The sequence below is a fragment of the Kitasatospora sp. NPDC048296 genome (assembly GCF_043201815.1).
Lineage (GTDB): Bacteria > Actinomycetota > Actinomycetes > Streptomycetales > Streptomycetaceae > Kitasatospora.
The window spans coordinates 1-12520 of the sequence record NZ_JBICZB010000019.1; the positions used below are offsets into that span (position 1 = coordinate 1).

14 protein-coding genes and 1 riboswitch are annotated in these 12520 nt (G+C 72.7%); of the genes, 8 read left to right on the forward strand and 6 right to left on the reverse strand.

The window, feature by feature from the left end; all coding sequences use genetic code 11:
* Positions 1-203 precede the first annotated feature (203 nt).
* The 6 genes from ACGF12_RS14105 to ACGF12_RS14130 form a co-directional block, all read right to left on the reverse strand.
* Complete coding sequence (locus ACGF12_RS14105; RefSeq protein ID WP_393028567.1) at positions 204-1397, reverse strand: alpha/beta hydrolase family protein; 1194 nt, start codon at positions 1395-1397, stop codon at positions 204-206.
* Positions 1398-1498: 101 nt separating this feature from the next.
* Positions 1499-2683 (reverse strand): thiolase family protein, encoded by a 1185-nt coding sequence (locus ACGF12_RS14110; protein ID WP_393028568.1) that lies wholly within the window; start codon positions 2681-2683, stop codon positions 1499-1501.
* Between the two features lie 101 nt (positions 2684-2784).
* A complete protein-coding gene (locus ACGF12_RS14115; protein ID WP_393028569.1) occupies positions 2785-3585 on the reverse strand; it encodes a hypothetical protein in 801 nt (266 codons plus the stop codon).
* 251 nt (positions 3586-3836) lie between these two features.
* Complete coding sequence (locus ACGF12_RS14120; protein WP_393028570.1) at positions 3837-4880, reverse strand: serine hydrolase domain-containing protein; 1044 nt, start codon at positions 4878-4880, stop codon at positions 3837-3839.
* Between the two features lie 142 nt (positions 4881-5022).
* On the reverse strand, positions 5023-5439 hold the full coding sequence (locus tag ACGF12_RS14125) for an HIT family protein (RefSeq protein ID WP_393028571.1): 417 nt from the start codon (positions 5437-5439) through the stop codon (positions 5023-5025).
* A 158-nt stretch (positions 5440-5597) separates the two neighbouring features.
* Entirely contained in the window at positions 5598-6293 is a 696-nt protein-coding gene (locus ACGF12_RS14130) for an MSMEG_1061 family FMN-dependent PPOX-type flavoprotein (protein WP_393028572.1), read from the reverse strand.
* A 212-nt stretch (positions 6294-6505) separates the two neighbouring features.
* Between ACGF12_RS14130 and ACGF12_RS14135 the strand changes: the two genes are divergently transcribed.
* The 8 genes from ACGF12_RS14135 to ACGF12_RS14170 all read left to right on the forward strand — a co-directional run bounded on the left by ACGF12_RS14135 (position 6506) and on the right by ACGF12_RS14170 (position 12516).
* Entirely contained in the window at positions 6506-6820 is a 315-nt protein-coding gene (locus ACGF12_RS14135) for an antibiotic biosynthesis monooxygenase family protein (protein ID WP_393028573.1), read from the forward strand.
* 327 nt (positions 6821-7147) lie between these two features.
* A riboswitch (FMN riboswitch) is annotated at positions 7148-7275 on the forward strand.
* 230 nt (positions 7276-7505) lie between these two features.
* On the forward strand, positions 7506-8183 hold the full coding sequence (locus tag ACGF12_RS14140; protein ID WP_393028574.1) for a riboflavin synthase: 678 nt from the start codon (positions 7506-7508) through the stop codon (positions 8181-8183).
* On the forward strand, positions 8180-8827 hold the full coding sequence (locus tag ACGF12_RS14145) for a nicotinamide riboside transporter PnuC (protein ID WP_393028575.1): 648 nt from the start codon (positions 8180-8182) through the stop codon (positions 8825-8827). The genes ACGF12_RS14140 and ACGF12_RS14145 overlap by 4 nt, the downstream gene beginning before the upstream one ends.
* Complete coding sequence (locus ACGF12_RS14150; protein ID WP_393028576.1) at positions 8824-10095, forward strand: bifunctional 3,4-dihydroxy-2-butanone-4-phosphate synthase/GTP cyclohydrolase II; 1272 nt, start codon at positions 8824-8826, stop codon at positions 10093-10095. The genes ACGF12_RS14145 and ACGF12_RS14150 overlap by 4 nt, the downstream gene beginning before the upstream one ends.
* Positions 10096-10179: 84 nt before the next feature.
* On the forward strand, positions 10180-10653 hold the full coding sequence (gene ribH / locus ACGF12_RS14155; RefSeq protein ID WP_393028577.1) for a 6,7-dimethyl-8-ribityllumazine synthase: 474 nt from the start codon (positions 10180-10182) through the stop codon (positions 10651-10653).
* A gap of 102 nt (positions 10654-10755) precedes the next feature.
* The gene (locus ACGF12_RS14160; RefSeq protein WP_218200151.1) at positions 10756-11028 is read left to right on the forward strand and encodes a phosphoribosyl-ATP diphosphatase; all 273 of its coding nucleotides are present in this window, start codon (positions 10756-10758) and stop codon (positions 11026-11028) included.
* Between the two features lie 60 nt (positions 11029-11088).
* Positions 11089-11937, forward strand: a complete 849-nt coding sequence (hisG, locus tag ACGF12_RS14165; RefSeq protein ID WP_380611313.1) for an ATP phosphoribosyltransferase — start codon at positions 11089-11091, stop codon at positions 11935-11937.
* 138 nt (positions 11938-12075) lie between these two features.
* Positions 12076-12516, forward strand: coding sequence for a PH domain-containing protein (locus ACGF12_RS14170; protein WP_393028578.1), 441 nt, complete (start codon positions 12076-12078; stop codon positions 12514-12516).
* Positions 12517-12520 lie beyond the last annotated feature (4 nt).

The window sequence follows — 12520 nt, forward strand, 5'->3', positions numbered from 1 at the left end:
TTGGCCGACACGGTTCTAGCAGGAGCTCCGTCCCATTTCAGGCGACTTGACGCAACCGCCCAAGGCTCTATCTACACGGCGTTGGGCCTAGATCGACGTCCGGGTCCAGGTCCGGGCCTGGGCCCGGCCCCGGAGTTGAGCCCGGGGCCCGTACGCCGACGAGGCCGTCGGCGGGTCACCGACGGCCTCGCGGGGCGCAGGGGTCAGCTGTGGAACCGGACCTCCGGGTTGGCGGCGGTCGGCCCGTCGAGGAGCGGCTGCTCGACGCCCTTCAGCTGGAGGTCGAAGAAGGCGCCGACGTACTGGCGGGTGAGGTCGATGGCGCGCCGGCCCGAGACGGTGGTGCCCGGGTCCTGGGGGATACCGAGCGCCTCGTAGAACAGCGGGTAGTCGGTGAAGCTGCCGTGGTTGGTGCCGTCGACGGTCAGCCACTGCTTCCAGCCGTCGAGCCGGGGCCAGTTCTCGGTCCAGCTGGAGTCCTCGACGCCGCCACCCAGCGAGTGGCCGATCATCAGGTACGGCTTGCCGCCGATCCCGGACTCCGGCACCGGGTACTCCATGCTGCCGTCCAGGTCCACCCCGGCCTGGATCCGGTCGTCGGTCACCAGCGCCGGGACGGTGGACGCGCCGCCGATCGAGTGCCCGGCCATGCCGATCCGGTCGCGGTCGATCATGCGGGCGTACCGCCAGGCGGGGTGGGGGCGGTCGGTCAGCTGGTCGATGACGAAGGAGACGTCCTTCGCCCGGCTCTCCTCCAGCCCCTTCCAGGCCTCATGGGTGGTGAGCTTGCCGCACATGACGCAGGGCAGCGTCCGCCCGTCGGGGAAGGTGGTCCCGGTGTTCTCGTAGGTGTGGTCGATCAGGGCCACGACGTACCCGCGGCTGGTCAGGTCCTCGGCGAGGCTGGTGAGCGAGGCGCGAGGCATGGTGAAGCCGGGCGAGAGCACCACCATCGGATAGTGGCCGCCCTGGGGGCGTGCGCCGGACTCGGCCCAGGTCCGGGTGTCGGTCACCGACTCGGTCGGGATGGAGTTGCCCGGGAGCTTCCCGTCCAGCAGCATCCGGGCGGCCGCGGCGGTCATGTACGGGGCCGGGCTGCCCGTCCCGGCGTGCGCGGGGTAGTACATCGAGACCATCAGCTGACGCGGACCGGCGGAGGGGACCCACGGGTCCGGACGGCCCAGGTCGACCAGGTGCAGGTCCTCCCGCCCGACCGCGTACGGCCCGGTCGGGCGAGGAAGCTGGACGTGGACGGCGGTCGGGGCGGTGGCACCGGCCGAGGCGGCGGGCGCGGGCGCGGGCGCGGGCGCGGCCAGGGCCGGTGCGGCGGCGGCGACGGACAGCGGCAGCGCGAGCAACAGGGCTGCCGCGGCGGCGGTTGTGCGAAGTCGGCTCATGTGACCGAAGGTAGGTCGCGGGCACCAGAGCTGACGTCCACTCAGCGATGTACTGATCCCTTGCGGGAGGTCCCCCTTCCGCCCCTAGGGGGTGGGCGGGATCAGTCGATCGCCTCCAGGATCGTGGCGTTGGCCAGGCCGCCCGCCTCGCACATGGTCTGCAAGGCGAACCGCCCGCCGCTGCGGCGCAGTTCGTGCACCAGGGTGGTCATCAGCCGGGTGCCGCTGGCGCCCAGCGGGTGGCCGAGGGCGATCGCGCCGCCGTTGACGTTGAGCCGGGCCGGATCGGCGCCGGTCTCCTGCAGCCAGGCCAGGACCACGCTGGCGAAGGCCTCGTTCACCTCGAACAGGTCGATGTCGGCGAGCGAGAGGCCCGAGCGGCGCAGCACCTTCTCGGTCGCGGGCAGCACGCCGGTGAGCATCAGCAGCGGGTCGGAGCCGGTGACCGCGAAGGAGTGCAGCCGGGCCAGCGGACGCAGGCCGAGCCGGGCGGCGGTCTCGCTGCTGGTGATCAGCACGGCGGAGGCGCCGTCGTTGATCGGGCTGCTGTTGCCCGCCGTCACCGACCAGGCGATCTGCGGGAAGCGCTCGGCGTAGGACGGGTCGGCGAAGGCCGGGCGCAGGCCCGCCAGCACCTCGGGCGTGCTGCCCGGGCGCACCGACTCGTCCATGGTCACCAGCCCGCCGGGCGTCTGCACCGGGATCAGCTCGTCCGCGAAGCGGCCCTCGGTGTGGGCCCGGGCCGCCTTGGCGTGCGAACCGGCCGCGAACTCGTCCATCGCCTCCCGCGTGATCGACCACTTGGCGGCGATCAGCTCGGCGCTGACGCCCTGCGGGACCAGCCCGCCCGGGTAGCGGGCCGCGACCGAGGTGCCGAACGGGTCCGCCCCGGCCGGCACGTTGGACCACATCGGCACCCGGCTCATCGACTCGATCCCGCAGGCCACCACCACGTCGTACGCCCCGGCGATCACCCCCTGCGCGGCGAAGTGCACGGCCTGCTGGGAGGAGCCGCACTGTCGGTCGATCGTGGTCGCCGGTACGGAGTCCGGGAACCCGGCCGCCAGCCAGGCATAGCGGGTGGTGTTCATCGCCTGCTCGGCGACCTGGTCCACGCAGCCGCCGATCACGTCGTCGACCAGGGCCGGGTCGATGCCGCTGCGCCCGATCAGGGCCTGGAGGGTGTGGGCGAGCAGTTCCACCGGGTGGACGTCGGAGAGGGAGCCTCCCGGCTTGCCCTTCCCGACGGGGGTGCGGACGGCTTCGACGATCACGGCATCGCGCATGGCGGGCCGCCTCTCCTGTGCAGGGTCGTTGGAAAAGCAAACTCACTAGAGGTCTGCGAGTTTGAAAATCCAACCCTCCGAGGATTCGGGAATCGGACCCGCTAGGCGCTCCGCTCGACGCTCCGAGCCCGCACCTCCTCCAGGAACTCGGCCGCCGCACGGGCATTGGGCACCGGCAGGGTGAGCGGCAGTCCGGCCGAGTGGGTCCGGATCTCCAACTCCCCGAGGCCGGACGCCCGGGCCTCGCGCACCTCCGACCACCGGTACGCCTCCGTCGTGGCCGGCGGATGCGGCGGCCGGTGCACCAGCCCGCCGGTCGTCACCGTCAGCCGCCCCCGGGCGAACCGGACGCTCCCCTCGGTGCGCAGCGCCTCCTGCAGCGCGGCCCGAAGGCCGGGGGAGAGCCGCTCGTCCACCTCCCGGCACAGCCCCTCCAGCCCGCGCAACTGCGTCAGTACGAGCGGCTCGTCGGCGCCGGCCGGCCATATTCGCCCCTGCTCGGGCTCCCCGTGCCGCCCGCCGGGGAAGTATTCGGTGGCCTCCACCTCGCTCCACGGCAGCAGTCGCTCGTCGCCGTCCGCCCCGACCAGCGCCAGTCCGCCTTCGTGGAGCCGTACGGACCGCGAGCCGAGCCCGGGGCGCGGCCGCCCGTAGCCGCTGGTGGCTAGCACTGCTGCGGCGGCCACCACGGGCGCGGGCCACCACTGGCCGAGCGCCAGGCAGAGCAGCACCGCGAGGACCGCCGCCCCGGCGTCCACCCAGGTCCGCGCCCGCCAGGGCAGTGGCCGGAAGCCGTGGTGCACCCGGACCACCGGCCCGAGCGGTCCGGTCGGCCCGCGCCGAGCCTGGCCGCCCTCCGGCATGAGCGACCGCGCCCACACCGGCGACCACACCATCGCCACTTCGGCCTCCTTGCCCTCGGTGATCCCTCCAAGCGGAATCGCGACTGTTGGATCACCAGCATCAAGGCCTTGCCATCCCCGGGAACAGTGCCAATCGACACCTTTTGGCCCGAAACGGCCGGACCGTGTCCCGATCCACCCCGAGAGGCACCGATCAGCGCCGCGCCGCGCCGGCCTGGGGCGTGTCCGACGACTCGGGTGTTTCCGACGATTCGGGTGTTTCCGACGATCCGCGCGCCCGGCGGGGATCGTCAGACACGCCCGAGCTGCAGCCTCCGCAGCAGCGCCGTCCCGGCCGGGTCCACCGACCTCCGGGTGTTCGCCAGGACCACCACCCCCACCTGCTTCTCCGGATCGAACGCGACGAAGGAACTGAACCCGCCCGTGCCCCCGTTGTGCCACAGCTGCAGATGGCCGCCCTGCTGGCTGTGCAGCCGGTGCCCGAGCCAGCCGAGGTGCGTCCAGGCGAACGGGTTGACCCGGTGCCGGGTGTCCCGGGTGAGCGTGATCGCGGGCGCCAGCGGCCCGTCCGGCTCGCGGTCGGCGGACAGCTGGGCCCGCAGGAGTGCCGCGAGGTCCGCGGCCGTGGAGCGGAGCCCGCCCATGCCCGGTATCGCCGCCAGGTCCCAGTACGGCACCGGCCGCCCGCCCGGCGCGTGCCCGCGCGCCAGCCGCCCGGACTGCTCCTCGCCCGGCCGCAGGCAGGTGTCCGTGAGCCCCAGCGGCTCGCAGACCTCGCGCGCCACCAGTTCCCCGTACCCGGTGCCGGCCCGCTGGGCGAGGGCCAGCCCGAGCAGCCCGACCCCGAGGTTGGAGTAGCGGAAGCTGCGCCCGGGCGCGGCCCGCAACCGCGTCCTGGCGAGCCCGCGCAGTACCGTCTCGGCCGTGCAACCGGCGTACGGATCCGGCCTGTTGGGCATGAGCAGCGCCCGCGCGGCGATGCCCCTCGGCAGCCGGGGGAGCCCCGAGGTGTGGGTGGCGAGGTGCCGCAGGGTGACCGGCTGCCCGCCCCGCACCGGGACGGTCGGCGTGTCCGCGAGCACCTCCGCGAGCGGCTCGTCGAGCCCCACCGCCTCGTCGAGGGCCAGTCGCGCGAGCACGAGCGAGGTGAACACCTTGGTGACGGAACCGATTTCAAAAAGGGTGTGCGGTCCGGGCACACCGCCGCCCGAACCGGTCCGGCCGGCGCCGTGGATCTCCACGGCGCCGTCGGCCAGCCCGGCGACCACCGCGCCGACGTGCCGGCCCGCGAGCCGGTCGGCGGTCTGCTTCACGAGGCTGACGAGTTCTTCCATGGCCATCAGCCTAGGCCGCCCCGACCTGCGAATTCGTCCGCCTGGAAGCCGATTTCGACCCCCTCCCGCTGCTTCTCCGGATGTACGCCCCGCTGCTCCCCGCACGGTACGGACACCACGGCGTGGCCACCCTCGCGGCCGGCTACGGCTCCCCGAGCGCCGCCCGCAGCCGGGCCGCGACCTCCGCCGCCCCCGCCTCGTCGGGGTACTTCCCCCGCGGCCAGAAGAACCCGCGCAGCCCGTCCTTCGGATTGCGCGGCACCACGTGGACGTGCAGGTGCGGCACCGACTGGCTGATCCGGTTGTTCGCCGCCACGAAACTGCCGGCCGCGCCCAGCCCCCGCTCGACGGCCGCCGCCACCCGCTGCACCCGCAGGAAGAACGGCCCGACCTCGGCCGGCGGCAGGTCCGCCAGGGTCCGGTGGTGGGCGCGCGGCACGACCAGCACATGGCCCGGGAACAGCGGCCGGCGGTCCAGGAAGGCCACCGCCGCCTCGTCGTCCAGCACCCGGTGCGCGGGCTCCTCGCCCGCCACCACCGCACAGAACACGCAGTCCATCCGTCCATTCAAGCGACCGGCGGCGGCCCCGGCACCCCTGCGAACCCCGGCCCGCCCGACGTCACCCGTCCGGCCGCCGCGCGGGTGCGCCCGCCCCCGCCCCCGCCCCGGGCGCACGGTGCGGCGGGGGAGCGATCAGTGCGGCGCGACCCGTGCCCCTACTCGTACCGGTACAGCAGCGCCTCCCGCTCCGTCTGCTCGATGATCCCGATGGTCAGCGACTCGTCCCGCAGGTGCGACAGCGTGACCTCCGCCGAACTCGGCTGAGCGTCCTTGGCCAGCCAGTTCTCCGGCTTCCACGCCGACCCGCGCAGGAGCGCCTTCGGGCAGTGCGCGTACACCTCCTCCACCGCCACCACGATCGCGCTGCGCGGCGGCTTGCCGACCGCCGTCAGCCGGCTCAGCAGCTCCGGGTCGGTCGAGACGCAGGCCCGCCCGTTGACCCGCAGCGTGGTGTCCCGGCCCGGCACGACGAAGAGCAGCCCGACGCGGCCGTTCTCCAGGATGTTGTGCAGGGTGTCCAGGCGCTTGTTGCCGGTGGCGTCCGGTATGGCCAGGGTGTGCTCGTCGAGCACCGAGACCAGCCCGGCCGGCCCGCCACGCGGGGAGACGTCGCAGCGCCCGGCGGCGTCGGAGCTGGCGACGAAGACCAGCGAGGAGCACGCGATCAGCCGCTGGGCGACCTCGTGCAGACGGTCGACCTGCTTGCGGCGTGCGTGATCGCCCGGCTGCTCGTAGATCTCGCGCAGCTGGGCCGGCTCGGTGAGGGCGCCCGCGCTGAGGGCGGCGAACAGGCGGTTCGGCGCGTCCGGAGCGGTGGTTGACGGTACGGCAGCATCCGGTGTGGTGGTCATACCGGGAATGTACGGGACTCCCGGGAGGCCGAGCCGGAGTCCTTCACCACACCCCGGGCCGCGATCCGCGACCGGCTCCGGCCCGCACCGCCGCCCCGGCCGCCCGCCGGCGCGCCCCCAACTGTCCGTGAAAGTGCCGCCGTACCCCTCCCCACCAGCGGTTTTCCGCTGATAATGGGGCCAGGGACTCCAGCCAGCCGGAGGTGGTGGTCGTGATCGTCAGAATCTGGGCCGGGCAGGTCGTGTCCGATCGCATCGAGGAGTTCTGCGCGCACCTGACCACCCAGGTGATCCCGCAGCTGGGGCGTACAGACGGCTGCCTCGGCGGCGAGCTGCTGCGCTCGGTGACCGAGGGCGGGCACCGGGTGCTCGTGGTGAGTCGCTGGCGCGACGAGGAGGCCCTGCGCGGCTACGCCGGGCCGATGTGGCGGATCCGGCCGGTCGGGGCGGAGGGCGAACTGTGCTTTCTCGCGCACCCCCCGGAGGTCACCCACTTCCTGTCGATCGCCGCACCCGCCACCCTCTGAACCGCCGACCCCGAACACCAGGGCCTTACGCCGCTCCTCGAACACCGAGGGGCCCTCGAACACCGAGAAGCCCTGGAACGCCGAGAGGCTTTCGGAAGCCGAGGGGCCCCCGCACACCGGGGTCCTACGCGGACCACGGCACCGGTGGATCCCGTCCGCCGGGTGCCGCCCGATCGTGCCACCAGGTCCCCACACCAGCGGGCCCGGAACCAGCGCCCGCCACCCCGCCGCGCATTCCCCGCGCCAACCGTGAAACAGACCACAGTCGAAGCCCCTCCCTGGGCTCGCACCGCGCGTGGCAGAATGACGTCAACAGCAGTGACGTTCAGCGCACTCCGGGGTCGGTGAAAATCCGAACCGGCGGTTACAGTCCGCGACCCGTCCGCAGCCAGCGGCCGGTTGACCAGGTGAAATTCCTGGACCGACGGTTAAAGTCCGGATGGGAGGCGTGCGCGGGCGGACGAAGAGCAGTACCCGTGGTCCATCGGAACCGGAGAAACCGGACCGGCCCGGACCGCGGTCAGGTGAACGGCGGGAGAGGTCTCTCCCGGGCCGGGCGAGCGATCTCCCGGCGGCTCCGGCACCCCGGCGACGGGTCGTGTCCGCGGGTTCGCGCACCGTTGCCCGTCCGTGTCATCTCCCTCTGCCGCCCCGGAGTCCGCGCCCCAAGCGCGAGGAGACCCGGGTGTTCACCGGCATCATCGAAGAGCTCGGCGAGGTCGTGTCGATCGAGGAGATCGGCGACTCCTCGCGAATCCGCCTGCGCGGCCCGGTGGTCTGTTCCGGTGCGCGGCACGGCGACTCCATCGCGGTCAACGGTGTCTGCCTGACCGTTGTCGACAGCCCCGAGCAACTGGCCGCCGAGACCGGCGAGTTCAGCGCCGACGTGATGGCCGAGACGCTGCACCGTTCCAGCCTGGGCGAGTTGAAGCCCGGCTCCCGGGTCAACCTGGAGCGCGCCATGGCGCTCGGCGCCCGCCTCGGCGGCCACCTGGTGCAGGGCCATGTCGACGCCACCGGACGGCTGTTGAGCCGCGAGCCCGGCGAGCGCGACGCGGACGGCAATCTGCGCTGGGAGGTGCTGCGCTTCTCGCTGCCGGAGTCGATCTCCCGCTACCTGGTGGAGAAGGGCTCGATCACGGTCGACGGCGTCAGCCTCACCGTGGTGGAGGCGGCCCGCGACAGCTTCACCGTCAGTCTCATCCCGGCCACCCTCGCGCTGACCACGCTCGGCGCCAAGACCACCGGCGAGAGCGTCAACCTCGAGGTGGACGTGCTCGCCAAGTACGTGGAGCGGCTGCTCGAATCGCGCGCGCTGCCGACCCTGCCGGACCTGGAGCACATCACGGGGGAGTCCAAGTGAGCTGGCTCAGCGGAGAGGCGTTCACCGTCCTCGGTGAGCACGTGAAGTGGGCCGACATGATCGGCAACCTGTTCGGCCTCGGCGGCCTCGCGCTCGGCTGGCGCCGCTCGGTGTGGAGCTGGCCGGTCCAACTCCTGTCCGGCGTCGTGCTGATCACCGCCTACCTCGGGGGCCACGTCCCCGGCCTGATCGGCAAGCAGCTGATCGTCATCGTCACCGCCGCCTGGGGCTGGACGCAGTGGAACCGCGGCCGCCGCGACACCGGCACCATCGCCGTACGGTTCGCCAGCTGGCCCGAGCGGGCCGCCCTGGTGGTCGGCACCGCGGTCGGCACCGTCGCCCTGGCGACGCTGTTCACCGCCTACCCCAGTCTGTCCTGGAGCCCCTGGTCGGACGCCTACATCTTCGTCGGCACGCTCGCCGCGATGGTCGCCCAGGCGCGCGGCTGGCTGGAGTTCTGGTTCGCCTGGATCGCCGTCGACGCGGTCGGCGTCCCGTTCGCCTTCAACAGCGGCTACACCTTCTCCGGCCTCACCTACTCGATCTACTTCGTCCTGGTGCTGCTCGGCCTGCGCTCCTGGTGGCTGAGCACCCGTGAGCCGCGAGTCACGTCCACCAACGTCCCGCAGGGAGTCACGGCATGACCGAGAACCAGACCTTCGAGAGCGGCATCGGTGGAGAGCTCGTCCTCGACCCCGTCGAGCGGGCGATCGCCGACATCGCGCTCGGTCGCGCGGTGATCGTGGTCGACGACGAGGACCGCGAGAACGAGGGCGACATCGTCTTCGCCGCCTCCGCCGCCACCCCCGAGCTGATGGCCTTCACCATCCGCTACAGCTCCGGCGTGATCTGCGCGCCGATGACCGGCGAGGAGCTGGACCGCCTCAAGCTCCCGCCGATGACCCAGGTCAACGAGGACCGCAAGGGCACCGCGTACACCGTCTCGGTGGACGCCCGCGAGGGGGTCGACACCGGCATCTCCGCCGCCGACCGCGCCCGCACCGTACGGCTGCTCTCCTCGCCCGGCACCGAGCCCGGAGACCTGACCCGTCCCGGCCACGTCTTCCCGCTGCGCGCCGTCGAGGGCGGCGTGCTGGTCCGCCCCGGCCACACCGAGGCCGCCGTCGACCTGGCCCGGCTCGCCGGGCTGGCGCCGGCCGGCGCGATCGCCGAGGTGGTCAACGACGACGGCACCATGGCCCGGCTGCCCGAGCTGGTCGCCTTCGCCCGTGAGCACGGCCTCGCGATCATCTCCATCGAGGACCTGATCGCCTACCGCCGCCGCACCGAGCTGCACGTCGACCGGGCCGCCGTCACCGCCCTGCCCACCACCCACGGCGAGTTCACCGCGGTCGGCTACCGGGGCACCATCGACGGCGTCGAGCACATCGCCCTGGTGACCGGCGGCCTCGACGCGGACGGACAGCTGCCGGACGGCGAGGACGTCCTGGTCCGGGTCCACTCCGAGTGCCTGACCGGCGACGTCTTCGGCTCGCTGCGCTGCGACTGCGGCCCGCAGCTGGAGGCCTCGTTGCAGCGGGTCGCCGAGGCCGGCCGCGGCGTGGTGCTCTACCTGCGCGGCCACGAGGGCCGGGGGATCGGCCTGGCCCACAAGCTGCGCGCGTACGAACTCCAGGAGCAGGGCCGCGACACCGTGGACGCCAACCTGGACCTCGGCCTGCCCGCCGACGCCCGCGACTACAGCATCGCGGCGCAGATGCTGGTGGACCTCGGCGTCCGCTCGCTCACCCTGCTCACCAACAACCCGCAGAAGCTGACCGCGCTCACCGAGCACGGCCTCAAGGTCAAGGGGCGCGAGGCGGTCGAGATCGCGCCGGGCGAGCACAACCTGCGCTACCTGCGCACCAAGCGCGACCGGATGGGCCACGACCTGCCCGGCCTGGGCTCCTGACAGACGCACGCCCGGGCTCCCGACACCCGCGGGCCCGGCAGCCGAGATCCGCAACGACCCACACCAAGGAACGGAAGTAACGACATGAGCGGCCACGGAGCCCCCGAGCTGACCATCGACGGCGCCGCCGACCTCAAGGTCGCCGTCGTCGCGGCCCAGTGGCACGACACGGTGATGAACGGCCTGCTGGACGGCGCCCACCGCGCGCTCAAGGAGCTGGGCATCGCCGAGCCGACCGTGCTGCGGGTGCCCGGCACCTTCGAGCTGCCGGTCGCCGCCAAGCGCCTCGCCGAGCGCGGCTACGACGCGGTGATCGCCCTGGGCGTGGTCATCCGCGGCGGCACCCCGCACTTCGACTACGTCTGCCAGGCGGCCACCGTCGGCCTCACCCAGGTCAGCGTCGACACCGGCGTCCCGGTCGGTTTCGGCGTGCTGACCTGCGACAACGACGAGCAGGCGCTCGACCGGGCCGGCCTGCCGGGCTCCGCCGAGGACAAGGGCCACGAGGCCGTCACCGCCGCCGTCGCCACCGCCGCGGTGCTGCGCGCCACCGCCTGACCCGCACGCGACCGTTCCCGGACCGTGGACGTCCACTCGACCGTCCACGGTCCGGGACCGTTTACCGCCGGTCTGCTCGCACGCCGTATGGTGATTCCCATCATGGCTTCGAAGACATTCGAGGAGCTCTTCGCCGAGCTCCAGCAGAAGGCCGCCACCGGCGACCCCTCGTCCTCCCGTACCGCGCAGCTCGTCCAGCAGGGCGTCCATGCGATCGGCAAGAAGGTCGTCGAGGAGGCCGCCGAGGTCTGGATGGCCGCCGAGTTCCAGTCGGACGAGCAGACGGCGGAGGAGATCTCCCAGCTCCTCTACCACCTTCAGGTGATGATGGTCGCCCGCGGGCTGACGCTCGACGACGTCTACAAGTACCTCTGAACCTCACCCTCAAGCTCCCCGAGCACACCCCCCTCCCAACAGGTAAGGAAGCAACCTCCCATGCTGCGCATCGCCGTCCCCAACAAGGGTTCGCTCTCGGGTCCCGCGGCGGAGATGCTCCATGAGGCCGGCTACCGCCAGCGGAAGGACCCCAAGGAGCTCGTCCTCGTCGACCCGAACAACGAGGTCGAGTTCTTCTTCCTGCGCCCGCGCGACATCGCCGTCTACGTCGGCTCCGGCCGCCTCGACGTCGGCATCACCGGCCGCGACCTGCTGCTGGACTCGCACTCCAACGCGGAGGAGGTGCTCGCCCTCGGCTTCGCCGGGTCGACCTTCCGCTTCGCCCGCCCCGAGGGTGTCGACGTCAAGGACGTGACGGGCCTGGAGGGCCTGCGGATCGCCACCTCCTACACCGGCCTGGTCGAGCAGCACCTGGCCGACCACGGCGTGAAGGCGACGGTCACCAAGCTGGACGGCGCGGTCGAGACCGCGGTGCAGCTGGGCGTCGCCGACGTCATCGCCGACGTGGTGGAGACCGGCACCAGCCTGCGCAACGCCGGCCTGGAGGTCTTCGGCGAGCCGATCCTGATCTCGGACGCCGTGGTGATCCGCCCCAAGGGCGCGGGCGAGGACCCGCGGGTGGAGCAGTTCCTGCGCCGCCTGCAGGGCGTGCTGGTGGCCCGCCGCTACGTGCTGATGGACTACGACATCCGCGCCGAGAAGGTCAGCGCCGCCGTGGCGCTCACCCCCGGCCTGGAGTCGCCGACCGTCTCCCCGCTGCACACCGAGGGCTGGGTGGCCGTCCGCTCGATGGTGCTCCGCAAGGAGGCCCAGCAGATCATGGACGACCTCTGGAGCATCGGCGCCCGGGCCATCCTGGTCACCAACATCCACGCCTGCCGCCTCTGACCTGCTCCAACGACCTGCCCGGCAGGCTGAGAGTAAAGAACGGTTCAATAGGGGCGGGGACGCCGACCGGCGTCCCCGCCCTTCGCCGTCAGCACCCGGCGCGCCGCACGCCGCCACCAGAACCACCGGAGACCCCACGTGTCCACGCCGCCCGTCCAGTTCCCCGTCACCTGGGCGCCCCGTCGCACCCGCGCGGTGCTGCTGCCGGTCTGCGCCCTGCTGGTGGTGCTGTTCGCCGTGCTGGCCTTCCTGCTGCCGGAGAACTGGCAGCTCAACGACCGGATCATGATGATCGGCAGCGGTGTGCTGTTCGCCTGCGTGGGCCTCATGCTGGCCCGCCCCCGGGTGCGTGCGGACGCGGAGGGCGTGACGGTGGTCAACTTCGTCCGCAGCCGCCGGCTCGCCTGGGCCGAGATCGTCCGGGTCAACTTCCGCCAGGGCGACCCGTGGGCCACCCTCGACCTCTCCGACGGCACCTCGCTCGCGGTGGTCGGCATCCAGTCCGGCGTCGGCAAGTCCCAGGCGATCGCGGACGCCCGCGCGCTGCGCGACCTGGTCGAGAGCCGCGCCCAGGGCTGAGCGG

Excerpts from the sequence above, each read along its gene's own strand:
- ACGF12_RS14105 (WP_393028567.1), bottom strand. The coding sequence starts at position 1,397 with ATGAGCCGACTTCGCACAACCGCCGCCGCGGCAGCCCTGTTGCTCGCG.
- ACGF12_RS14110 (WP_393028568.1), bottom strand. The coding sequence starts at position 2,683 with ATGCGCGATGCCGTGATCGTCGAAGCCGTCCGCACCCCCGTCGGGAAG.
- ACGF12_RS14120 (WP_393028570.1), bottom strand. The coding sequence starts at position 4,880 with ATGGAAGAACTCGTCAGCCTCGTGAAGCAGACCGCCGACCGGCTCGCG.
- ACGF12_RS14125 (WP_393028571.1), bottom strand. The coding sequence starts at position 5,439 with ATGGACTGCGTGTTCTGTGCGGTGGTGGCGGGCGAGGAGCCCGCGCAC.
- ACGF12_RS14130 (WP_393028572.1), bottom strand. The coding sequence starts at position 6,293 with ATGACCACCACACCGGATGCTGCCGTACCGTCAACCACCGCTCCGGAC.
- ACGF12_RS14150 (WP_393028576.1), top strand. The coding sequence starts at position 8,824 with ATGACCGAGAACCAGACCTTCGAGAGCGGCATCGGTGGAGAGCTCGTC.
- ribH (WP_393028577.1), top strand. The coding sequence starts at position 10,180 with ATGAGCGGCCACGGAGCCCCCGAGCTGACCATCGACGGCGCCGCCGAC.
- ACGF12_RS14160 (WP_218200151.1), top strand. The coding sequence starts at position 10,756 with ATGGCTTCGAAGACATTCGAGGAGCTCTTCGCCGAGCTCCAGCAGAAG.
- hisG (WP_380611313.1), top strand. The coding sequence starts at position 11,089 with ATGCTGCGCATCGCCGTCCCCAACAAGGGTTCGCTCTCGGGTCCCGCG.